21 protein-coding genes and 1 pseudogene are annotated in these 22,343 nt (G+C 63.9%); 15 read left to right on the top strand and 7 right to left on the bottom strand.

The features are described 5' to 3' along the window. From ACZY0Y_RS14050 to ACZY0Y_RS14065, 4 genes are all read left to right on the top strand, one after another. A complete protein-coding gene (locus ACZY0Y_RS14050; protein ID WP_463958586.1) occupies positions 1-1,872 on the top strand; it encodes a hydantoinase B/oxoprolinase family protein in 1,872 nt (623 codons plus the stop codon). After that, positions 1,869-2,489 carry an isochorismatase family protein gene (locus ACZY0Y_RS14055; protein ID WP_463958588.1) on the top strand — a complete coding sequence of 207 codons (621 nt, stop codon included), beginning with the start codon at positions 1,869-1,871 and terminating at the stop codon, positions 2,487-2,489. Before ACZY0Y_RS14050 ends, ACZY0Y_RS14055 begins: the two co-directional genes overlap by 4 nt. A gap of 286 nt (positions 2,490-2,775) precedes the next feature. Beyond that, a complete protein-coding gene (locus ACZY0Y_RS14060) occupies positions 2,776-3,252 on the top strand; it encodes an integrase core domain-containing protein (RefSeq protein WP_463958590.1) in 477 nt (158 codons plus the stop codon). Positions 3,253-3,405: 153 nt separating this feature from the next. After that, positions 3,406-3,894, top strand: a complete 489-nt coding sequence (locus ACZY0Y_RS14065) for a hypothetical protein (protein WP_463958591.1) — start codon at positions 3,406-3,408, stop codon at positions 3,892-3,894. 198 nt (positions 3,895-4,092) lie between these two features. Here the strand turns inward: ACZY0Y_RS14065 and phnE are convergent, their stop codons facing one another. The 4 genes from phnE to ACZY0Y_RS14085 all read right to left on the bottom strand — a co-directional run bounded on the left by phnE (position 4,093) and on the right by ACZY0Y_RS14085 (position 7,820). Continuing rightward, positions 4,093-4,896 (bottom strand): phosphonate ABC transporter, permease protein PhnE, encoded by an 804-nt coding sequence (gene phnE, locus ACZY0Y_RS14070; RefSeq protein ID WP_463877637.1) that lies wholly within the window; start codon positions 4,894-4,896, stop codon positions 4,093-4,095. Continuing rightward, the gene (locus ACZY0Y_RS14075; protein WP_463958593.1) at positions 4,893-5,648 is read right to left on the bottom strand and encodes a phosphonate ABC transporter ATP-binding protein; all 756 of its coding nucleotides are present in this window, start codon (positions 5,646-5,648) and stop codon (positions 4,893-4,895) included. The genes phnE and ACZY0Y_RS14075 overlap by 4 nt, the downstream gene beginning before the upstream one ends. Continuing rightward, positions 5,645-6,562 (bottom strand): phosphate/phosphite/phosphonate ABC transporter substrate-binding protein, encoded by a 918-nt coding sequence (locus ACZY0Y_RS14080; protein WP_463958595.1) that lies wholly within the window; start codon positions 6,560-6,562, stop codon positions 5,645-5,647. Before ACZY0Y_RS14080 ends, ACZY0Y_RS14075 begins: the two co-directional genes overlap by 4 nt. Positions 6,563-6,626: 64 nt before the next feature. Next, positions 6,627-7,820 carry a TIGR03364 family FAD-dependent oxidoreductase gene (locus ACZY0Y_RS14085; protein WP_463958597.1) on the bottom strand — a complete coding sequence of 398 codons (1,194 nt, stop codon included), beginning with the start codon at positions 7,818-7,820 and terminating at the stop codon, positions 6,627-6,629. A 165-nt stretch (positions 7,821-7,985) separates the two neighbouring features. Between ACZY0Y_RS14085 and ACZY0Y_RS14090 the strand changes: the two are divergent. The 3 genes and pseudogenes from ACZY0Y_RS14090 to ACZY0Y_RS14100 all read left to right on the top strand — a co-directional run. Beyond that, positions 7,986-8,162, top strand: a pseudogene (locus tag ACZY0Y_RS14090) (GntR family transcriptional regulator); the annotation flags it as partial. A gap of 75 nt (positions 8,163-8,237) precedes the next feature. Next, on the top strand, positions 8,238-8,756 hold the full coding sequence (locus tag ACZY0Y_RS14095) for a GntR family transcriptional regulator (protein ID WP_463877747.1): 519 nt from the start codon (positions 8,238-8,240) through the stop codon (positions 8,754-8,756). Continuing rightward, positions 8,753-9,457, top strand: coding sequence for a phosphonatase-like hydrolase (locus ACZY0Y_RS14100; RefSeq protein ID WP_463958598.1), 705 nt, complete (start codon positions 8,753-8,755; stop codon positions 9,455-9,457). The genes ACZY0Y_RS14095 and ACZY0Y_RS14100 overlap by 4 nt, the downstream gene beginning before the upstream one ends. A gap of 1,299 nt (positions 9,458-10,756) precedes the next feature. On the opposite strand, the gene ACZY0Y_RS14105 is transcribed toward ACZY0Y_RS14100, so the two are convergent. Genes ACZY0Y_RS14105 through ACZY0Y_RS14115 form a run of 3 tightly spaced genes read right to left on the bottom strand, consistent with a single transcriptional unit; the run spans position 10,757 to position 14,142 of the window. Further along, positions 10,757-12,181, bottom strand: coding sequence for an amidohydrolase family protein (locus tag ACZY0Y_RS14105; RefSeq protein ID WP_463958600.1), 1,425 nt, complete (start codon positions 12,179-12,181; stop codon positions 10,757-10,759). After that, positions 12,174-13,157, bottom strand: a complete 984-nt coding sequence (locus ACZY0Y_RS14110) for an acetamidase/formamidase family protein (RefSeq protein ID WP_463958602.1) — start codon at positions 13,155-13,157, stop codon at positions 12,174-12,176. The genes ACZY0Y_RS14105 and ACZY0Y_RS14110 overlap by 8 nt, the downstream gene beginning before the upstream one ends. 10 nt (positions 13,158-13,167) lie before the next feature. Further along, positions 13,168-14,142, bottom strand: coding sequence for a branched-chain amino acid transaminase (locus tag ACZY0Y_RS14115; protein WP_463958604.1), 975 nt, complete (start codon positions 14,140-14,142; stop codon positions 13,168-13,170). Positions 14,143-14,601: 459 nt separating this feature from the next. Here ACZY0Y_RS14115 and ACZY0Y_RS14120 point away from each other — a divergent pair, with 459 nt between their 5' ends. The 8 genes from ACZY0Y_RS14120 to ACZY0Y_RS14155 all read left to right on the top strand — a co-directional run bounded on the left by ACZY0Y_RS14120 (position 14,602) and on the right by ACZY0Y_RS14155 (position 22,317). Continuing rightward, positions 14,602-15,489, top strand: coding sequence for an ABC transporter permease (locus tag ACZY0Y_RS14120; RefSeq protein ID WP_463958605.1), 888 nt, complete (start codon positions 14,602-14,604; stop codon positions 15,487-15,489). Next, entirely contained in the window at positions 15,486-16,343 is an 858-nt protein-coding gene (locus ACZY0Y_RS14125) for an ABC transporter ATP-binding protein (protein WP_463958607.1), read from the top strand. The genes ACZY0Y_RS14120 and ACZY0Y_RS14125 overlap by 4 nt, the downstream gene beginning before the upstream one ends. Positions 16,344-16,345: 2 nt before the next feature. Further along, positions 16,346-17,149 (top strand): ATP-binding cassette domain-containing protein, encoded by an 804-nt coding sequence (locus ACZY0Y_RS14130; RefSeq protein WP_463958608.1) that lies wholly within the window; start codon positions 16,346-16,348, stop codon positions 17,147-17,149. After that, on the top strand, positions 17,146-18,219 hold the full coding sequence (locus tag ACZY0Y_RS14135; protein WP_463958610.1) for an ABC transporter permease: 1,074 nt from the start codon (positions 17,146-17,148) through the stop codon (positions 18,217-18,219). The genes ACZY0Y_RS14130 and ACZY0Y_RS14135 overlap by 4 nt, the downstream gene beginning before the upstream one ends. A gap of 57 nt (positions 18,220-18,276) precedes the next feature. Continuing rightward, a complete protein-coding gene (locus tag ACZY0Y_RS14140; RefSeq protein WP_463958612.1) occupies positions 18,277-19,104 on the top strand; it encodes an MBL fold metallo-hydrolase in 828 nt (275 codons plus the stop codon). Between the two features lie 9 nt (positions 19,105-19,113). Then, positions 19,114-19,944, top strand: coding sequence for an MBL fold metallo-hydrolase (locus ACZY0Y_RS14145; protein WP_463958614.1), 831 nt, complete (start codon positions 19,114-19,116; stop codon positions 19,942-19,944). Between the two features lie 27 nt (positions 19,945-19,971). Further along, complete coding sequence (locus tag ACZY0Y_RS14150; RefSeq protein WP_463958616.1) at positions 19,972-21,564, top strand: ABC transporter substrate-binding protein; 1,593 nt, start codon at positions 19,972-19,974, stop codon at positions 21,562-21,564. Between the two features lie 78 nt (positions 21,565-21,642). Then, the gene (locus ACZY0Y_RS14155) at positions 21,643-22,317 is read left to right on the top strand and encodes a cysteine hydrolase family protein (RefSeq protein ID WP_463958618.1); all 675 of its coding nucleotides are present in this window, start codon (positions 21,643-21,645) and stop codon (positions 22,315-22,317) included. The last annotated feature ends 26 nt before the right edge of the window (positions 22,318-22,343 follow it).

Raw genomic sequence — 22,343 nt, forward strand, 5'->3', positions numbered from 1 at the left:
ATGGCAAAGATAGTTGAAACCGCCACGCGACCCCTCAACACGGTGGACGTGGACGTTGTGACCCTCGACCTCATCGAAAATGCTCTCCGCAGCGCCCGCTACGAAATGGACGAAACGCTTTTCCGCACGGCACTGAGCCCTGGCATCCGTGAACAGCACGACGAGTTCCCCTTGATCGCTGATCCAGCCGGAAAGATGATCGTGGGCCAGTTTGGCCTGTCCATCCCGGATTTCCTCGAAAACTTCAGCGGCACCATCGAGGAAGGTGATGTGCTGATGACATCGGACCCGTACTCTTGCGGCGCCGCTATCAGCCACGCGAACGACTGGCTCGTCGTCATGCCCATCTTCTTCGAGGGACGCATCGTCGGCTGGGCATCCCAGTTCGGGCACATGACCGACGTCGGCGGCAAGACCCCGGCCTCTATGCCCACGGACGCCCGCACAATCTTCGAAGAAGGCGTAATCATCCCGCCCTTCAAGCTGTATAGGAAGGGCGAACGCGACGAAACGTCGCTGGGCATCATCCTGAACCAGGTCCGCAAACCGGACTGGAACCGGGCCGACCTCAACGGTATCGTTGCGGGCTGCAGCACGGCGTCGCGGCGGGTCCAGGAGATGTGCGCCCGCTTCGGTGTGGACACCTACACCTCGGCCCTGAATGCGCTGCTCGACCGTAACTACCGCGCCATGAAAGTCCTGCTCGCACTTGTATTTGAAGAGAACAAGCCGCTTTCCTTCACGGACTACATTGACGATGACGGACGCGGGTTCGGGCCCTACGAGCTGACGATGACCATCACGCGCACCGGCGAGAAGGTGCTGATTGACCTCACGGGCAGCAGTCCTCAAGCTCAGGGGCCGATCAACTACTACATCAACGAGAATCTGATCCGCATGTTCTTCGGCATCTACATGATCACCGTCGCGGATCCGCAAATCCTTTGGAACGACGGCTTTTATCCGCTGGTGGACGTTGAAATCCCGGAGAATTCATTCTGGAAACCCAAGTACCCGGCGGCCCTGAACGGCCGCAACCACGGCATCGGCCGGCTCTTCGACCTCTTTGGCGGGTTGTTGGGGCAGGCCAACCCGGACCTGCTGAACGCTGCAGGGTTCTCATCGTCCCCGCACTTTATGTATTCCGGCAACTACAGCGAAGGGGAACGGAAGGGCGAATGGTTCCAGCTCTATTCCATCGGTTTCGGCGGCATCCCCGGCCGGCCGGTCGGCGACGGCCCCGACGGTCATTCGCTGTGGCCCTCCTTTGTCAACATCCCCTGCGAATACCTGGAGTCCTACTACCCGTTGATCGTGGACCGCTGGGAAACCATCCCGGACTCCGGCGGCCCGGGACTCCACCGGGGCGGCAATGGAGTGGACGTTGCCTACCGCTTCCTGGAGCCGGGCACCATCGCAATCCACGATGACCGCTGGCTGACCTACCCCTGGGGAGTCAAAGGCGGGGAACCGGGATCCCGGGGCCGCAAGTGGATCGATAGGGCCAATGGCACCACGGAGGTGCTGCCCAGCAAGATACATGATGTCGCCGTCGGCAAGGACGATGTCCTCCACTTCGTCACCTGGGGCGGCGGCGGATGGGGCGACCCGCTTGCCCGAGATCCCGAACTGGTCTGCAAGGAAGTGCGCCGCGGCCTGGTGTCTGCTGCCGGGGCCCGCCGCTACGGCGTGGCCTGCAACGAGGACGGGGAGCTCGACGCCGGTGCAACCGACGCGCTGCGGTCCGAGCTGCGGTCGATCCGCGAAGAGCCACTGCCCCTCTTCAACCGGGGTGGTGACATGGCAACGCTGCTGGCCAACAGTCTGGTCGAAACCGGGTTGCCTGCACCGACGCCGCCTCTGGCAGTGTGAGCGAAACCGTGGAGGGATTCACCGACGGCTTTAACGGATCCCTAACGCCGGGGAAGAAGCCCGCTGTGCTCTCAATCGACCTGATGCAGGCATACTTCGATGCGGAAAGCCCTCTGTGTCTGCCCTCCGGGTCCTGCCTGCCAGTAGCCGCCGAGGTGATCGCTGCAGCCCGCCTGAATTCAGTACCCGTGATACACACCAAAGTCCGATATGGGCCTGAGGGTGCGGACGGAGGCGTATTTATCAAGAAGGTCCCCGCGCTGCGGCGGCTTATCGGCGAAACCCCCGATGGCCGGATCATGCCCGAAGTTAGCCCCTTGCCGGACGAAACAGTGATCGTCAAGCAATATGCCAGCGCATTCTTCGGCACGAGCCTTGGCTCGCTGCTTCACGCACAGGGTGTGGATACGGTCGTCATTGTTGGGACCAGCACCAGCGGGTGCGTCCGGGCGACGGCCGTGGATGCCATTCAGCACGGCTTCATCCCCATCGTCGTCAGCGACGGTGTGGGAGACCGAAACGAGCCGGTGCATCAGGCTTCGCTCTTCGATCTCCAAGCCAAGTATGCCGAAGTGCTAGACAGCCGAACCGCAATTCGCTATCTTCAGGACCGCTGAAGCGTTAATCTGGGTGGCCTTAAAGCGTTGTTGAGCCGGCGTCGTTCAGGCAGAAGGGGCCGGAGGCGCCGGCTCAGTCGTGCCCGATCATTCCAAATGGGGATGACCAATCGCGACGAAACCCCGGGTCGATTTACTCAGGCAGCGTCTTGGCCGATCAGCCGGGCGAGCTCATCGAGGTAGCCGACCTCGGATCCCCAGGGAAACCCCAAGCTCCTGGCCAGCTACCCCTTGGAGATCTTCCCCGTCGCGAATCGGTGGCGTCTCTGCGCCCAAACATCCAATTGTGATCACCTTCCGTATTGGTCAGTGGTCTCATTTTCAGTTGGCGTTTCTGGCCCGATTTTCGGTTGGCGTTAACAACGGCCACATGCGCACGGAGCTATGCGCGGGGGCGCTGGCCATGGCCCGCGATCACGGCTACCTGCATGCGGACGGGGCGGTCTTCCATTCGGACCGCGGCGCCCAGTACACCTCTGCCAAATTCCAGGGCTGGTGCGCCGGGAACAACGTTACCCAGTCCATGGGCAAGGTCGGCGTGTGCTGGGATAATGCCGTCGCCGAAAATTTCTTCTCGCATCTGAAGACCGAGTTCTACCAACACCACAGCTTCACCAGCCGGCTCGCGGCCCGCACCTCGGTCATGGACTATATCGAGTCCTGGTACAACCGCAAACGGCCAAATGCCAGAGCGGGTCACCGTCCCCCGGCGGCAGCCCTCACCGCCCACCAGACCGGCGACCAGGACTCCCTGGCTGCGTAACCGAAAAACAACGATAAAACTGTCTCAGAAACCTGACGTGCGCACCTTAGGCCAGCAGCTAGCTGTACTGTCGTTTTTGTCAGCGCTGGTCGAAAGTTGAGCCGTTTCGTGGGCTTGGCGTCTAGCGGTCGTTGCAACACACGGGGCATCACCGTGAGCATGATTCCCCCGGGCCGGCTGCGGACCGCGGCGGCAACCATCCTCTGGTCCCTGACCGACTCTGCCCTGACCGCCTCTGCCCTGACCGCGTTCTCCCTCTTCGGTGCGTTCATGACGATCGTGGCGGACACGACCTACCGCAGCATCCAAACACCGAACGGTGCCCACCGGCTCCTTATCCTCGACAGCAGCTGCCTCCTGGTCGGCAGACACCCCATCTACGATCCCGCCTGCGGCCCGCTCCTCGATTTCCGCGCCGCGATCAGCACCAATAACGGCTACGACCCGTTCAAGGACGGGCAATACTCAGTGGAATGGTCCGGGAACTCGGCCACCATCAGCTATGTCGACGACTACATGGAGATGACCGGCGCCCATGAGCCCTTCGATCCGGCTTCCTGGACCTGGAGGCCGTTAATCAGGAGCTCTTTCTGGTCCTGCCCAGGCCACCTGGCCCGACCCTCCAGACCGGGTCGGGGCTGACGTAACGGCCAATATCGTCTCTCCGCCGACGTCGGCGTGATCGATGCTGCCGTCTGCTCTCTGGATCGTTCCGAGTGGTTTCCACCCAAGACCCTGCTGCGCCTCACGGAGAGACTGAACCTCCGCGTCAGAGGTCCGCGCAGACAGAGTGGACGACGACGGGAGGTCCCACCGTCGTCCACGTGTCCTTACCTTCAGTCAGGCGAGCTTGCGTCGGATCATGGCCGACGCCCGGTCAACTGCGACGATCAGGACGAGCACGACGATGATGTGAGTGAGCATTTGATCGAACTGGAATGATTTGATGGCCTGGTTGATGAGCAGGCCCACGCCGCCGGCGCCCACCAGTCCGAGCACCAGGGAGGATCGCACGTTCACGTCGAACCGGTATAGGAGCAGTCCCACGAACTGTGGGACCACCAGTGGGATGCTCGCGTGGAACGTCTGTTGCAGTTTGCTGGCACCGGCTGAGGCAAGTGCCTGGACTGGTCCTTGGTCGCTCTCTTCCATGGCTTCGGCCCAGAGTTTGCCCATCACCCCGGTGTTGTGGCAGATGAGGGCGAGTACGCCTGCGAAGGGTCCAAGACCCACTGCGGTGACGAAGATCAAGGCGAAAACTACGTCAGGAACGGCCCGGAAGAAGGACAGTATGGCGCGCGCTGCCTGGTACACCACGGGATGCGGTGAGGTGGTCTCAGAGGCCAGTGCGGCGAGCAGGAGGGCGGTCGGTATGGAGAGTGTGGTTCCCAGCAGCCCGATCCAGAGCGTCACCAGGGTGGCTTCGAGGCTGGGCTTGAGCACCTTGTCCCAGTTCAGGTCCGGTGGGAACGCCTCGGCGAGGAACCGCCCCATGCCCTGGGCGCCGTCAATCAGCAGTGCCGGTTTGAATTCGGTGCTCTCGAATGCAATCAGGTGCAGAACAACAAAGACCACTGCGGCGGCGGCGATGGTTCCCCTGCGGGTCCCTTGGCGCGGGGCGCGGGGGAGGGCAGGGGCGCTCATGCTGCAACCCTGTCCGGTGCGTACAGCGTCTCCAGGACCTCGTCCGTCAGGCCGGCCATGCTGCCGTCGAACGCAATCTTTCCCTTGAGGAGTCCTATGGCGCGGTCCGCGTGGCGGATCGCGAGGTCCGGCTGGTGCAGCACCGCTGCTACGGCGAGGTTCTCGGTGTGGGCGAGTTCGGCCAGGAGGGCCATGACTTGTTCAGCTGCGTGGGGGTCCAGGGCGGAGACCGGTTCGTCCGCCAGCACTACCGACGCGCGCTGGCAGAGGGCCCGGGCGATCGCGACGCGCTGCTGCTGGCCGCCGGAGAGTTTTCCCGTCCTTTCCAGCGCAACACCTGCCAGTCCTACGCGGTCCAGGCAGGCCATGGCTTCCTCCTTCAGTCCTTTGGCAAAGAACGCCGGACTGGCCGAGGCAAGGCCGCGGACCCGCAGGAGTCCGCCGGAGCAGACGTTGTCCAGGGCCGTGCGCCGCGGGACCAGATGGATTTTCTGGAAGACCATGGCGGCCTCGCTGCGCGCCTGGATCCGGGCCCGACCCTGAAGCGCACCCAGGTCCTTGCCTTGGACCCGGATGGTGCCGGTGTCCGGGCGGGTCAGCCCGATGACGCACTTGAGGGTGGTGGATTTGCCCGAGCCGTTGGCGCCCAGGAACGCGAGCAGTTCACCTGCCCGGACGGTGAAATCGACGCCGTCCAGTACCTTGGTGCCGGCATAAGCCTTGGTCAGGCCCGCGACTTCGACGGCGGTCACAGGTCCTCCTCAGTGAGTCCCATGGTGGCGGCGAGATCGAACAGCGGCTGGTAGGTGTCTTTTGTGACGGCCAGCAGCGGGCCCGGGGGCGTGACGTCCAGGAACGCGCCCACCTTTTCGATGGCTTCGGCGGGGAGGTTCACCAGTGCGTCGCGGACGGCTTCCTTGAGGGCGGGATCGGCGTTTCCACGGATGGTGATTGGATCGTTGGGGATGGCGTCCGAGGTCCAGATCTGCCGGAAATCCTCAGCCTTGAACGTGCCGGCGGCGGTTGCCGAGGCGAAGGTCTGGGAGTTGATCTGCGCGGCGTCAACTGTCCCATTGGTCAGGGCAAGGAGGGCTTCGGGGTGCCCGCCTGAGTAGCTGATGTCCAGGTCCGATTCGCTGATGCCGGCCTTCTTGAGTCCGTAGCGCGGGAGGACATCTCCGGAGGTGGAGCCGATGCTTCCGAGTGCCACATCCTTGCCCTTGAGGTCGTTGATGGACTGGATGGCGGAGTCCTTGGCCACCCACATGCCGGCCGTGTACGTGCTGAGTTTGCCGTGGGCCGTCCCGAAGGAGGCGATAGGTTCCGCTCCCGCCTTGGTGCTGGCGAAGACGTAGCCCATGGGTCCGAACTGTCCGATGTCCAGGCGGTTATTGGCCATGGCGAGCACCTCGGCGGAGTAGTCCTCCACTACCTGGACCTCCACTTCGCAGCCGAGCCGGTCCTCCAGGGCGTCCGCGAGGACGCGGTAAGCAGGCTCGAGTTTGGTGGGGTCTTCGAAGGGCTCGATGCCGAATTTAATGGGGCCATCGGCGCAATAGGCGGGCGCGTTCGCTGAAGCGGTCTGCGCTTCCGTGTTGGCACAGGAGGACAGCCCGGCAGCAGCCAGAAGGGCAGCGGGAATCAGGGCAAAGTAACGGGTGTTCATGGGGAATCCTTCAGGGGGTTTAGGCGAACGGGCAGGAAGTTTTGGGGAAAGGAGAGGACGATTTTCAGGGGAGGGCGGAGATGTTGCGCGCTGCCAGCCCAAAGGAAACGGTCATGCCGATTCCCGCGGTGACAGACACGGCAGTGACGCCGGGTGCAACGCCGGCAATCAGCAGCGGACCCACCTCGGACGAGGCGTAAATGCCCTGCCAGCGTTCCGTGATGTCGAGGCTGTCGACACCCAGGACCTCCTGGATGCGGTCCAGCAGGAGTGCTGTGGTGGGCTCCACCAGGAAGGGTTCAACCGTTTTTTGGTAGGCGTGGGAGTCGCCCAGCAACAGGGTGCCGTCAGGGCGCTGGGTGAACATCACGTTGGCTCCGATGTCCAGGAGGGCAGGGTCCTGCGCCTGGACTTCCGCGAGGAGGTCCGGCGCGGATGGCATTTCCACAAAGGCGCCATAGCGGAGCATGGAGGTGGCGGTCAGGACCGCGGGGTCCAGGTCCAATCCGTCGGGGCCCGCCGCGGCTGCCATCTGGAGTGAGCAGCGTTGGATTTTGTGTCCTTCGGCAACCTCGGGGAAGAGCAGGTCCACGTCGTGGCCCACGCACACAAACACATGGTCAGCTTCCACATCGCCCCGGCTTGTCCGGACAAGGGCTGTCCGCCCGGTCCCGGCGGCGAAGCCGAGGGCGGATGTGTTCCACCGCACTGACGCGTCCGTGCGGGAGTCCAGCCACGCGGCGAGGCTCGCCACCGTGGTCCGGGGATCGACGCGGAGGTCATCGCGAAGCCACGCGCCGCCGACGAAGGGACTTTCCGTTGGGTCCGCAACCCCGACAGCCGGTCGGCCCAGCCGCGCGGACGTTTCCGCGGCGCTGAGCAACACGATCTGGCCGGGTTCGCGGCGTTCCGCCAGCTCCTGGAGGACGCGGAGTTCTGTTTCGGTTCGCGCAACTACTACGGCGCCGGATTCTGTAGCCCAGAAGCCGGCGCGTTCCGAGTAGGCCAGCCAGTGCTTGCGGCCGGTGACGGCCAGTTCATACAAGTCGCCGGTCTGCGCGGTAATGCAGCAGTGCCCGAAGTTCCGGATGGAGGCGCCCACTGCTCGGTGGTCGCGTTCGATGACCAGCACGGAGAGCCCGCGTTCGTTGGCAAGGGCGGCATGGGCCAGTCCCACGATGCCTGCCCCGACCACCACCACGTCCACGGAGGAAGGGACGCTGCTGGCGGCTTGGCTTTGAAGGTTTTCAGTATTCACAAGATCGATAGTGGCTGCTGGGCGCTTCTGCAATCAAGCCAAATTGGCAGTTGTATGTACAAGTTAACGGGTTGTTCATTGAAGCTCCGCGGAGTTAGGGCCTTGTTCATCCAAAGAGGCCGGGATGTCTGGGAAGCCCGCATATGCGACTTGTATGATCAAGTCATGTCCTTATCGCAGCTACAGCCTCTCCACCAGCGCCTGACCGACGAACTTCGTATGCGGATCACGTCTGGGTTATGGGCCGAGGGATCCCAGATTCCCAGCGAGGCGGAGCTTTGCCGGGAATTAGAGGCCTCCCGGGGAACCGTCCGGCAGGCCCTCTCAGCTCTGCGCACGGAGGGTCTCATTTTGGGCGGGCGCGGCAAGCAGCCTGTTGCCGGCCGGGCGGCGTTGTCCCAGCCGTTCACAACGTTCATGTCCTTTACGGAATGGGCGGGATCCATTGGCAAGACCCCCGGCCAGAAGACGCGCGAGATCGCCCGTCGCCCAGCGTCGCCCGAGGTGGCTGCCCAGCTAGGAATCAGGGCCGGCGAGCCTGTTGTGGAAGTCCTGCGGTTGCGCCTTCTCGGGGATGCGCCGGCCATGGTGGAGCGAACAAGCTTCGTCCTCGACGTCGGCCGGCTGCTTTTCGACTTCGATACGGACAGCGGCTCCATTTTCAGCTTCCTAAAAAGCCATGGGGTGGACCTGAGCCGGGGCCGGCACACGATCGACGCCGTGGCAGCTCAGGGGCTGGATGCGGAATTACTCGGCGTCGAACCCGGGGCACCCTTGCTCCGTGAACGGCGCCTGACGTCATCCGCGGCCGGGGAGCCCATTGAATACTCCGATGACAGGTACATCCCCGGCCTGACCAACTTCACCATCGAAAACACAAGCGAGCACCGCGCCAACCTGGTCCGAGTGCCGACATCCCAAGGAGCACCGCAATGATTGAACTTGTCGCCCTCGACATGGCCGGAACCACCATCGACGAACACGGGGATGTCTACCGCGCACTTGAGGAATCCGTCCGGGAGGCGGGCCCGGACGTGACCCCCTCGAACCTCCAGACGTGGATGGGAGCGGACAAGACCGAGGCTATCGCCGCGCTGCTGGAACTTGGCGGCGGTGCCGCCGAGCCCGGGCTCGTTGCGCGGACCTTCGTCCGCTTCCGGGAGATCCTGGCGGCCCTCTACGCTGCGAACGCACCCGTGCCCCTGGACGGCGTGGAGGACGCGCTGCGGACCCTGAAATCCATGGGCGTCAAGGTGGCTCTGACTACGGGCTTCTCTCGGGATGTGGCTGATCCGCTGCTGGCCACCCTGGGCTGGCGCGTGGGGGATGGCGAACTGCTGGACGCCGTCGTCACCTCCGACGAGGTGCCCCGCGGCCGGCCGGCGCCCCACATGATCCACCGCGCCATGGAGCGCACCGGCGTCCTAAACGTTGCCGCCGTGCTGGCCGCCGGCGATACCGTCAATGACCTACAGGCAGCCGCAAACGCTGGCGTTGCCGGCGTCGGTGTCCTCACCGGAAAACTCGGCGCGGAGGAGCTGGGCAGGCACCCGCACCTGCGCATCCTCGCCGGGGTAAAAGACCTCCCCGAACTGGTGGGCTCATTTGCCGCCGGAAGTGCCGCCATCGCCCGCTGAAAGGCATGGCGCCCGGGGAGTGGTCTCAAACGGCACCCAGTGCAGAGGGAACTGGGGCCTCAGGTCGTACTGCTCTCTTTGCCGGGAAGAGGCGGACGTTGCGGTCGGCTGCTGCGCCGTTGGTGGTGCGTGTTCACTTTCTGGAGGGCCAGCCTGTCGGTTGGTCATGTAGGTTGCTGTTCTCTTCTCCATGAGATGTTCGGAAAGGAGGAAACCGCCACCATGATGTTCGTCGATTTCCAGCATGAGGGCCGCCCCCTGGTGCGGTGCTTGTTCGGGGCCGGTCCGGTTTCGGAGGCCGAATCTTCATATCGGAGCGAAATCGCACACAAGACACAAATGTCCCGCCCGGACGGCCCTCTAAGCAGCCTGGTTGGGGGAGTCGTAGTGGACAAAAGGGAGGGTGTGCACAATGTGCACACCCTGGGCTTCGGATCGGGTCGTACTGGTGGCGGACTGGGCCGGATTGCGGAGGTTTTCGGGGGAGTGGCGGATATTCAAGGGCTGGAACCCGGTTCGAGTCCCACCTCGGGCACAGCATGACCCCTCGTCAGAGGGGTTTTTGCCTTAATGTGTGTACATTGACCCTCCGCGGGTCCTTCTGACGCCGTCTGTGCCTGGCGCCGCGGTTTCCTTTGAAGTTATGGGGGTGGCGGGTTCAGGGTCCTGGCCGGTGGGCCGTTCGCCTGCTGGGATGCGGGGTTAATCGGTCCTCTTCTCTGGCTTGTTGTGGTGGCCCTTGTTGGCCAACACTCATTCATGATTAAGGGTTCTGTTGACGACGTGACCAAGGGGATTTCCTTCCACTACCTCCCTCGTGCGGACCATGCAAAGCGGCTGACGGCGCGATGGTCCGCCCAAATGGGATGTTGACAGTGTCAACACCTTGTCAACGCGTTCGGGCTGCATTTGGTCCTTTGTGGGCCGGTTCTGCCGACATCGTTTCTTCCAGCTATCTGATTTCAGGGGATACTTTGCGGCCCAGTCCTTCCGAGTTGTTGATGTTCGTGGCGGCCTGGCGATCCGATGTCCCGAACGGTCTCTATTGCCCGCGGCAGGACGGTCAGAAGATTCGAGATGTGGGGGACTCGGACTCTGCTTCCGTGGCCGCCCTGATCTGACTGCAGTCGCATCTTGCTCGTTTCGGCCGGCCGCCTACTGCCTTCGCCTTCTGGCTGCGCCGAAAGTAGACGTACCATTGCTCAGGCTGGGCATCGGCGGCCCTTTCTTGTGGCCCAAAGATCATTCGCGCAGAGGCCACTGGCGTACGGCGGCAAGCGGAATGCGCGGCCCGCTGGCTCAGCAGGCCGGCCGGTTGAGGACGTCGCTGGACACTCGCTGCTTCAGCAGCGATCCGCCCGGGCCCGTCAGCAACTTCCGGTCCTCCACCATGACGGTCCCGCGCAGCACGGTCATGCTTGGCCACGCCGCCACCTGGTAGCCCTCCCACGGCGTGTAGTCCGCCTCGTGAAGATCCGAGGCGCTGATCCGGCGATCCACGTTTGTGTCCAGCACGGCAAGGTCCGCGTCGCTGCCGACGGCGACCACACCCTTCTGCGGGTACAGGCCCAGGATCTTGGCGGCATTGGCAGACGTGATGTCCACGAAGCGGGTCAGATCGAGGCCCCTCTTCGCGACGCCTTCGGTGTAGGCCACCGCCATACGCATTTCGACGCCGGCATGGCCGCCGGTCGCGTCGAGGATGGTCTTGCCGCGCGTCTTCACGTCCAGGTCCGTGCACACGCCGTCGGTGGCCAAGGTGCTCAACGAGCCGTCCAGCAGCGATTCCCACATCGAATCCCGGTCGGTCTCGGACTTCAATGACGGGTACGTGTGGTAGATTGCGCCGTTCTCCTGCTTGTAGTCCTCGGCTGTGAAGTAGGCGTAGTGCGGGAGGATCTCGCCGTACACCGCCTGGCCGCGGCCCCGTGCCTCGCGGATGGCATCCACGCCCTCGCGGGCGCTGACGTGCATCAGGTAGATGGGAGCCCCTACATGGTGGGCAAGGGTGATGGCCCGCTGGAAGGAGAGCTTTTCGGAGAGGTTGTTGTGGGCATGGTGCATGTACTCAAGGGCGGTCTTGCCCTGCCGCTGCAGCTTCTTGTACGAGTACATGACAATGTCATCGTCCTCGGCGTGCACGGCAAGCATCGCGCCCGCGGCAGCCGTCTGCTCCATCAGCCCCCACATGTTGCCCAGGTCTGTCTTCTGCTTGGGCCGCGTCGGTGTCGTGTTCGTCATCCACACCTTGTAGCTGCCATGCCCGTTGGCCACAGCGTCCGGGACCTGCTCCAGGACTTCGAACGGGATCTCCGGCTCTTTGAAGGTGCCGTGCAGAGCGTAATCCGTGTAAGTGGAACCGGCCCACTCCGCCGACTTCCGTGCGAACGAGTCGGACAGTTCGTCGCCCGGCTGCCAGTGCGCAAAGTCCACGAGGGTGGTGGTGCCGCCATAGATCGCGCCCTCGCTCACGCGGTCCGGCCCGAAGCACATGATGCCACTCTCCGCGGCGGTCGGTAGCACCGAGTTGGTGTGCACATGGGGGTCCACGCCGCCCGGCACCACCAGCTGGCCCTTCAGGTCCACCACACGCCGGGCTTCGTCGGGTGTGCCCACCGCTGCGGCCCGGAGCGACACGATCTTGCCCTCCGCGATTCCGATGTCCAGGCGCTCGGCACCGGAGGGTGTAACCACCAAGCCGTTGGTCAGGAGGAGATCAAACATCGGAGACCTGCGCATTCACGGTGTCGGAAGAATCAAGGGTGAAAGGTTCGGCGCTGAAATAGCGTGAGGCTAGGGTGACCTTGGCCGAGACGCGGGCGTTGACTAGCTGCGAGACGGACACATCTGCGGCCGCGCTGAGGAGCATCGCGGTCTTTTCCCGCGACCAGTTCCGGTCCGTTTGAAGCAGTTCGAGCATGTCGTCCAAGGCGAGCCTCGCCGCCTCGTCCAGGGTGTCGCCGTCGCCGATGGTGATGACGGAACCGCAGCTGAGGACCACCGGCCGCCGGATGCCGGCGCCGCCGTTGGGAACCGCAGTCCCCGGGACCACCGTGCAGGAGAGCCGCACGCTGCCTTCGACCTCGACGGCGGTCAGTGAGCATTCGCCGTCACCCTGGGCCGCGTGCAGATCCCCGGCGTACAGCATCGCTCCGGGCACCTGCACGGGGAGGACGACGGCGGAAGCCGCCGTCACGTCCTTGCAGTCCATGTTGCCGCCGTGGATTCCCACGGTGCTCGAATTGAGACCGGCGCCCGCCGGCGCAACCCCCACCTTACCGATCATTGGCCGAACGGGGATGGAGATACCGTGGCCGAACACCACCTGGCCGTCCACGATCTCCACCACGTGGCCCGCCCTGCCGAGGCCCCCCGTGAAGCCGCCGCGTCCTGGCAGCGTGACCATGGCCCCGCGGTCGGCGATTCTGATCTCGTGGATGTCTACGCGCAACGCGTCGCCGGGATTCACCCCACGGATTGCCACCGGTCCGGTGACCGGAATGGACAGCTTCTCGTACTCACCGGTCTCCTCGAAGAGACCGCCGGTGAGCAGGCTCCGGGCGTCGAGCCAGAAATGCTCGCCCTGGTTGACGGTGAGAACCGGTTCGGCGCTCGCCTCAAAGGACAGCGAGGCGTGTTCGTAGCCGGCACGCGCCAGCTCCGCGGACGACACCACCTGGAGCGTCTGGATGTCTTGCATGGATTTCCTCCTAGGCCGAGTAGACGGGCGTGACCCAGTTCTGGTCCGCGGCCACACGTCCGAGGACGGCCTGCTGGTACAGATCCTGGAGACTGCGGGTGATGTCTCCGGCCGTTCCCTTGCCGATGGCGGTGCGGTCCACCGACGCGACGTGGTTGACCTCTGCCGCGCTGCCGCAGACAAATACTTCGTCGGCCGAGTACAGCTCGGTGCGGTCGATGGGGCGGATGTCGACGTCGATGCCCAGCTCCGTGCGGGCGAGGTGCAGGACACTGTCCCGGGTGATTCCCTCTAGGATGCTGTCCGTCACCGGGGGAGTGCACAGCTTCCCCTGACGGACCATGAAGACGTTGTAGCCGGCGCCCTCGGCGACGTGTCCGTTCTCCGTGAGCAGCAGCGCCGCGTTGTAGCCGTTGCGCTTGGCTTCCAGCAGGGCGAGCCTGCCGTTCTGGTAGTTGGCGATCGACTTCACACGGGGCGGCATGGACCGGTCCGAGAGCCGTGCCCAGCTGCTGATCTGCACATCCAGGCCCGTGGAACCGAAGTAGTTGCCCATGGGGATGGCTGCCATGAACACGGTGGAGGGACCGGTGTCCTCCGGCTTGCCGTCCTTGGAATCGACAAACACCTGGGCCCGCATGTGCAGATTGCCGCGCAGTCCGTTGGCCCGGATCAGTCCCAGCAGCTGCTCGCCGAGCTGGACGATGTCCTTCGGGCCGTCAATCTCCACGACCCTCATGGAATCAATCAGGCGCTTCATGTGGTCGCCGATTCTGAACGCGTACAGCTGATGCTCGTCCTCGCTCCAGTACGCACGGAACCCCTCAAAGACTCCAACGCCGTATTTAAGCGAGGTGCTCAGCACATGGAGGCGGGCGTCGGCGTGGTCCACTAGCTCGCCATCGTGGAGGAGGTATTTCACCGGCTGGCCCGCTGCGGGCTGTCGGGTTGCTACTGTCGCTGTTGTTTCCTGAAAGTTGGGCATCGCGGGTTCCGTTCCTCATCTGTTCCGTGGGTGCTGGCGGCGTCGATAGCACCAGAGCTTCATCACAATCGGCACTTGCTCACTATATTGAAGAAACTTTTGGGCCGTGTCAATGGTGTGCTTTAGGCATTCAAGGAGAAGTGCAGGCCTTTCCACACCTCCGTGAATGGCCTGCGAAAGGAATCTGCACTCCCGAAGTCACATCGGAACGGTTCCCTGATTCCTGAGAAAAAGCGTGCAATTCGTCACACTTGGCGCTACAGTCACTTTCAATAAAGTGATGAGACTTTGATATGAGGCGGTTGCCAATCATGGTCCGAGCAGGGAGCTGAATATGCAACAGCCACTGGTCCTGAAGCAGGACGATCTTCAATACATTGCGGGTGGACTCATCATGGACAGCCCTCGCGTCCACCTCGCCCCCAATGCCGTTGCCGGCCGAATCCAGGCGGCGGCCCCATGAGCATCCAAGGACTTCCGCGCACCTCGCCTGGCCTGCGGGTCACGGCCTGGGCCCGCCGCGGCCAGACCCTCCTGGTTGGCCGGTCCAGCACCATTATGGTTGTCATCGCGGTGGCCGTCATTGTGTGCCTGCCCCTCCTGGCGATGATGGCGCCTTTGCCGTATGACCCCCTGCGTCCGGACACCGATGCGATCGGCATCGCGCCGAACGGGACGCACTGGTTCGGCACGGATGGCAATGGGATGGACATCTTCTCGCGGACCATCGAGGCCGCCAAGCTGGACCTGCCCGTGGCCCTCGCCGCCACGGCCCTGTCCCTGCTGGTGGGCGTCCCCTTAGGACTGTTCGCCATCAGCGGCCGGCTGGGCGAGGCCATCATGCGCGTCATTGACGCCTTTGCCGCACTACCGATCATCGTGATCGCCGTCGTCTCCATCAAGCTCATGGGCGGCGGGGCAACGGACGTGGTCCTGGCGATCGCCATCGTTGCGGCGCCACGGTTCGTACGGCTTTCCCGGGCGGCGGCCATGGCTCTCCGCTCCGCGCGCTACGTGGAGGCCGCGGCGGCGATCGGCTGCTCGCCCATCCGGATCGCGTTTAACCACATCTTCCGCAACGCCTATGGCGTGGTCCTGGTGCAGGCGACGCTGACAGCCGCCAACGCACTGGGGACGATTGCCGCGCTGAACTTCCTGGGCGTAGGTGTCGAGCCGCCCACACCGACCTGGGGGGCCATGATCAATGACGGCGTCAGCATGCTGATCCGCGGCGAATGGTGGGCGGCGGCATTCCCGACCGCCGCCATGCTGCTGGCCATCGGCTCACTCAATGTGATTGCCGGAGCAATCGAAACCAAGATCGAGCGAGTGGAGCGGGCACAATGACCACAGGACTTCACGTGCGGGACCTCGTGACGGAGTTCCACTCCCGGGAAGGCACCACCCGTGTCCTCCATGGCATCTCCTTCGAGGTCGGCGCCAATGAAATCGTTGGCGTCGTGGGTGAATCAGGATCGGGCAAGTCCACCGTTGTGCGCTCAGTGGTCAAGCTGTTGATGCCGCCTGGGCGCATCATGGAGGGCAGTGCCGAATTCCATGGCCAGGATCTGGTCCGCCTGCCGGAACGGGAGCTTCGCCACATCCGTGGCAAGGAAATCGGCTTCGTGGCGCAGAACCCCTTCAGTGCTTTGAACCCGGTGGTGCGCATCGAAAAGCAGTTCGCGAACATCGCCAAGGCGCACGGTCTCAAGGCCGATGCCGAATCGCGCGGCCTGGCCCTCGATCTTCTGGCCTCCTCCGGCGTCAACGATCCAGAACGCGTCATGCGTGGCTACGCGCACGAGCTCAGCGGTGGCATGGCCCAGCGTGTGGTCATCGCCATGGCCTTGTACCTAAACCCCCGTTTGGTCATCGCGGATGAACCGACGACGGCGCTCGACCTCACCGTGCAGCGGCAGGTGCTGGACACCCTCACCCGGCTGACGAAGGAGAGTGGCCGCTCGATGCTGATCGTCACCCATGACCTCGGCGTGGTGGCCAACTACTGCGACCGCGTCCTGGTGATGTACCGCGGCCGCATCGTCGAGCAGGGCCCGGTGTCCGAGGTGTTTGTCCGGCCCAAGGATCCCTACACCGTCTCGCTGCTCAATTCCGTCGTCCAGCCGAAGGCTGCCTCAGCCGGCCCGGCACCCGCCGGCTCCACCCTTCCCACTGAACTCTTCGAATCCAGGAGCGTCTGACCATGCCCATCATTGAATTGAAGGACGTCCGGAAGACGTTTCGAACGCCGCAAGGACTGCCGGTCACGGCGGTGGACGGTATTTCACTTGCCGTCGAACCGGGTGAGACCTTGGGGATCATCGGCGAAAGCGGCTCCGGCAAATCAACCCTTGGCCGCCTCATCCTCAGGCTCAGCGAGGCCGATTCCGGCATGATACTCCTCGAAGGCGAAGACATCCGTGCGTTGTCCAAGGCGGAGCTGAGGAAGCGGCGGCGGCGCTGGCAGATTGTCTTCCAGGAGCCGTTCGCGTCCCTGAATCCGCGCCTGACCATCCGCCAGATCGTCGAGGAACCCCTGATTGTCGCCAAGAGCTACGGGTCCAGGGCTGAACGCCTGCATCGCGTCATGGACACGCTGGAAGAAGTGGGGCTCTCGCAGGACTTCCTGAACCGCCGCCCGGCCAACCTCAGCGGGGGACAGCAGCAAAGGGTGGGCATTGCCAGGTGCCTCGTCACGGACCCCATCTTGGTGGTCCTGGATGAGCCGACGTCGTCCCTGGACCTGACCATCAGGGCGTCCATCCTGCGGATGCTCTCGAGGCTGCAGCTCGCCAGGGGGCTGACCTACGTGTTCGTCTCGCACGACATCGAGACGGTGCGGCACTTCTGTTCCCACGTTGCCGTGATGCACAGGGGACGATTTGTTGAAACGGGCACCACGGACGATGTTCTCTCACGTCCGCAGCAGCCCTACACGCAGGTCCTGATGTCCGCGGCCATGCCACCCATTCCTTATACCGCCGGAGAAAAGGCGGCCATGGCATGATCCGCTACGTCCTGTCCCGGCTCGTCATCGCCTTCCTGCTCCTCCTGGGCCTCATCACCCTGAGCTTCGGCCTGGTCTCCTTGCTTCCCGGCAACCCTGCAATCGCGTTGCTGGGCGAGTATGCCACCCCCGCGGACATCGCCCGGATCAATGCCCAGCTGGGCCTGGACAAGCCGTTCTGGGAGCGCTACCTGGAGTACATGGGCCGCACCCTGAGAGGGGATCTGGGAAATTCGTTCTTCACGGGAAGTCCAGTCGCGGGGGAGATCTGGGTCCGGCTGCCGAACACCCTGGTCTACCTGGTTCCCGGCCTTGTCTTGGCGCTGCTCATCGGCATGGGAGTGGGGACGCTCGCGGCCTACCGCTACGGACGCGGGGCAGACAAGGCCTTCACCGCCGGCGTCTCGGTCCTTATGGCCATGCCGGAGTTTGTCCTTGCCCTCCTCCTTCTGTTCATCTTCTACCAGCAGCTCCATCTGGCCCCGGCCCCGCTGGGCATGCTTTCCAGCGCGGATATTCCGCCGCCCAAGGTCACCGGATCCCTTGCTCTGGACGCAGTGATTGCCGGTCAATGGACAACTGTGCAATCCATCCTCAGCAGGGCCGTGCTGCCCATTATCACCATGGGCCTGTTCTTCGCGGCCCCGTTCGGCAAGACTGTGCGGACAGGGCTCCTCCAGGTCCTGAATTCGCCGCAGATCGAATTCGCCAGGGCCTGCGGACTGAGGCCGCTGCAAGTGTTCCGCTACGCGCTGAGCGATGTACGCGGGGCCCTGATGACGTACATGGTCCTCCTGTTTGCCGCAGCACTCAGCGGCGCGGCGATCATCGAAAGCGTCTTCTCCTGGCCCGGCGTCGGCGGCTGGTCCCTGGACGGCGTCCTCAAGGGCGACGTGCCCGTCATCCAGGGGTTCGTCCTCATTATGGGTGCCACGAGCCTCCTGGGCTATGTGCTGCTGGACGCCCTCATCACGCTCCTGGACCCCCGCACTCGCAACAACGTCATCGGTAGCGGGAAGAGCCCATCCAAGCTGCTCGCAGCGGCGGAACCGGCCGTGCAGAAGGACTAAGAGCCCGCTCCGCAAGAAAGTCCTTGACAATCCCCCAATATTCAATAGATTGAAGATATGTTCACTTCACTGCATTCAGACAAGTTGACGGTCCTCGGCGGAAGCTTTCCGCTTGACGGCCGCGTGAGCTGGGTTCCGCAAGGTGCAACAGGATTCCAGCCGTCCAACGCTTACCTCCTGAGCGAAGGCTCATCCAGGCTCCTGGTCGATTCCGGATTGGCCGTCCACAGCGGGCAGATCCTGGACGACCTGGCAGGGCTCATCGGTGAAGGGAGCGGAGTGTCCGTCTTCTTCACCCGGAGCGAGATGGACTGTGTTTCCAACCTTGAACCCATCGCCGGCAGGTTCGACATCGAGCGGCTCTTCACCGGCGGGGTCATCAACCCCTTCGATGCCTTCGACGACGTGAGCCGCCTGGCCCTGAGGGGACGTCGCCACCAGATCGACGCCCAGCGCACCGCGGAGGGCGACTCCATGGCGCGTGCAGCCGAGATAGAGATAGCTCCCGGCCGCGTGCTGGAAGTCGAATCGCCCCTGCTGCGCCTCCTGCCCACCTTCTGGGGCTGGGACAACGAAACCGGCACGCTCTTCACTTCGGACACTTTCACCCACGGCGTCATGGACCGGCCGGACGGCCGGCGCATCATCGACTCCACGGTGGAGGACACCACCACGGTGGAACAGGTGGCCGGGCACCTCTACGCGAAGTACGAATGGATCCCGCGCTCCACCTGCGAGCCCCTGCGGGAATGGCTCCAGGACAAGTTCGGCGCTCTGGACCCCGAGGTCATCGCCCCGTCCCGCGGCTGTGTCCTGAAAGGGCGCGACGTGGTGCGGCGCCACCTCAATTTCATGCTCGACGCGCTCACCCCGCAGCTGGTTTAGGAGACCATCATGGAAGAACAACTTGTAGAAACGATGAGCAGCGACCTCCCCCGCAGCGTCGCGAGCGGCGTCACCTGGATGAGCTCTTGCCTCCCGTTCCATCTGGCGGACCGTGTGATCCACGGCCACAACTCCACCTACCTGGTCCAGGGCGAGCACTCGTCCATCCTGGTGGACACGGGCAACCCCTCCAGTTGGCCCATCATTTCCAGCACGCTCGACGAGCTGTTGGACGGCCGCCAGCTGACGTACGTCTTTCCCACCCACCCCGAGCTTCCCCACACCGGAAACCTGCCGCGGCTCGTGGAGAAGTACCCGGACATCCAGGTGGTGGGAGACATCCGCGACTACCACCTCTTCTACCCGCAAATCGTTCCCAACCTCCACGCAAAGGTACCCGGAGACCGGATCGATCTGGGCGGGCAGGAGTTCATGGTGGTGGAGGCCCTTATCCGGGACCTGCCCAACACCCAGTGGGGTTTCGCACCCGGCGCCGGCGTACTCTTCACCGCCGACGGCTTCTGCTACATGCACCGCCCCGAACTCGACGACGAAGACCCGGTCCACCTCCCGGGCGAATGCGGATTGACCACCGGCGAACTGCAGGCGCCCATCGCCGTCGAGAATGCTGCCTTCTTTACCGGAAGCGCCCTGTACTGGGCCCGCTTCGCCAATGACGCGGATGCAGTCTACGACCGCGTTCTTCATCTTATTGATGAGATCGGCGTCAAATCCGTGGCCCCCACCCACGGCAACTTCATCAGCAACATCCGCGACGTGGAGCCCATCATCCGGGCCGGTCACAAGCAGGCTTACCGCTACGAGACTGTTCAGCCGTAGCTTCCCCCAATAAACGGAGTCACTGTTATGAAACATCTGCGTTTGCTCACTGTGGGCGCCACTGTCGCCCTTGCCACATCCCTCGCCGCCTGCGGCGGTTCGCCGCAGGCGGCAGTCAACCCGACCCTCGAAAGTGTTGTAGTTGCGGTCGGATCCCTGCCGGACAGCCTCACGCCGTCGCCCTGGGGAGGCAGTGCCTCGCACGTGGTGCTGAGCGGATTTGGCTCGCAGCTCCTCGAGTACAAAACGGGAGCCAGCGACAACAAGTCGTGCCCCGCGCCGTCCACGGAATTGAACGGCCGCCTGGCGGAAAGCATCAAGCCCAGCCCAGACGGCACCGGCGTTGTGGTCACGCTCCGCAAGCTCACCAGCCAGTTCGGGAACACTCTTACGGCCGAAGACGTCCGGTGGAGCTTCGAAATCGGCCAGAAGCGTCAGCCGGTCATGAAGGGAACACTGAAGAGCAGCGGTTTCAATGTGGACAACTTGGTGAAGGTGATCGACGAGAAGACCGTCCAGCTCAACACCACGGCACTGACCTCGTACACGGAAGAATCGCTGCAAAACAACCTGTTCTACGTCCACGACAGCACTGAGGCCAAGAAACACGTCACCGCGGAAGACCCGACGGCGAATGCCTGGCTTTCGAAGAACCTGGCCGATTACAGCGGCTGGAAGCTTGAGGAATTCACGCCGGGTGCCTCGCTGACCGTGACAGCGGATCCGGCGTGGGAGGGCACCCGAGGGACGGTGAAGCGCGTGGCCGTCAAGGCCGTCCAGAGCACCGCCACCCGCAGCCAACTGGTCGAATCCGGCGAGGTCCAGGTGGCCAACGGCTTCGAGTACGACCAGTACAAGTCCCTGGAGAAGTCACCCGGCGTGACCGTCCTCAACTGCGCCAGCCAGACCCGCGACACGATGATGATCAACACCAAGACCGGCCCGCTGGCCGACCCCAGGGTCCGCCACGCCGTCTCCATGGCGATCGACCGGGACGCACTGGTAAAGGGCGCATACGCCGGCTTCGGCGAACCCGCCGGATCCATCTTCCCCATGGTGGAGGACTCCGCCATCTACAAGTTCAACAAGGATGCAGCCAAAAAGCTCCTGGCCGAGGCCGGCTATGCCAACGGGTTCCCGATGACGCTCAGCTACAGCGCCACCCGACCGGGCCCGGTAGCCGCCAAATCGGCAGTCCTGATCCAGTCCATGCTCAAGGACGTCGGGATCGACGTCCAACTGCAGAACGTGGCGAGCTCCACCGACTTCTCCACGGCGCTGATCGAAGGCCGCTACCAGGCGGTGCTCTACTCCGAACCGATCGTGATCGCGGACCCCGCTTTCTACAGCTACGCCTTCTACGGAACCGGCGCCCCGAGCAACAGCACCGGCTGGTCCAACCCTGAGTTCGACAAGGCACGCAGCGAACTGGCCGCCACGCCTGACACGGACGCAGACAAGCGCAGCACCCTGCTCAAGAAGATGGCCTCACTTGTGGACGACGGCGCACCCATCCTGTCGCTCGTCGAAACCAGGGGCGTGCTGGTCGCCAAGACCGGACTGTCCGGGGCCGTGCCATTGACAAACGGCCAGATCTACTTCAACGCCCTCGGCCGCTAGGCCGCCAGCCGTCCCAGGTGGTGCCGGCCGGCCGCCTATAAACCCGGCCGGCACCACCTCACCGAAGGAAGACTCCCAATGATTGAAATCTGCGGAAAGCAGGTCCGCGACACCCTGCAGGAACTGCTTGACCCTGCCACCACCGCCCTTGTGGTGATCGACATGCAGGAAGGTGCCGTGTACGCCGGCGGCGCCATCGGTGACTCTGGCCACGACCTAAGCATGATGCCCGACATCGCCAAGCGCTGCGGAAGGGCCATCGAATCGGCCCGGAAGAACGGCGTTCCCGTCTTCCACATCCGGGTCGAAAACCTGCCCGACGGCGGCAGCTCACCTGCCGCTTGGCTGCGGGCTCTGTACACGGCCGCCAACGGGCGGCCCATTGATCTGGGCAAGCTCAGTCTCAAGGGCGATCCGGCCACGGAGTTCTGTGCCGAGTGCCTACCCGAGGACGGCGAGGTCATCATCACCAAGCGCCGGCCCAGCGCGTTCGTGGGCACGGACCTGGCGCTCCTGCTGCGTAGCCAGGGCATCGAATCCGTGGCTCTGGTGGGCGTCTCCACCGGAGGATGCGTCGAGGCCACACTACGGGACGCCGTCCACAACGACTTCTACGCCGTGCTGCTCGAGGACGCCGTGGGCGCCTACGACACGGTGGTCCACGACGCCGCACTGACGGTCATGAGGGCCCGCCACGACGTTTGCACGGTGGACGAGGCCATCGCCGTCTGGGACTCGACGAGCGCTTCCTAAGCGGACCGGTTCGGAGAAGAGAGAGG

It is taken from the genome of Pseudarthrobacter kochi, from assembly GCF_055412805.1.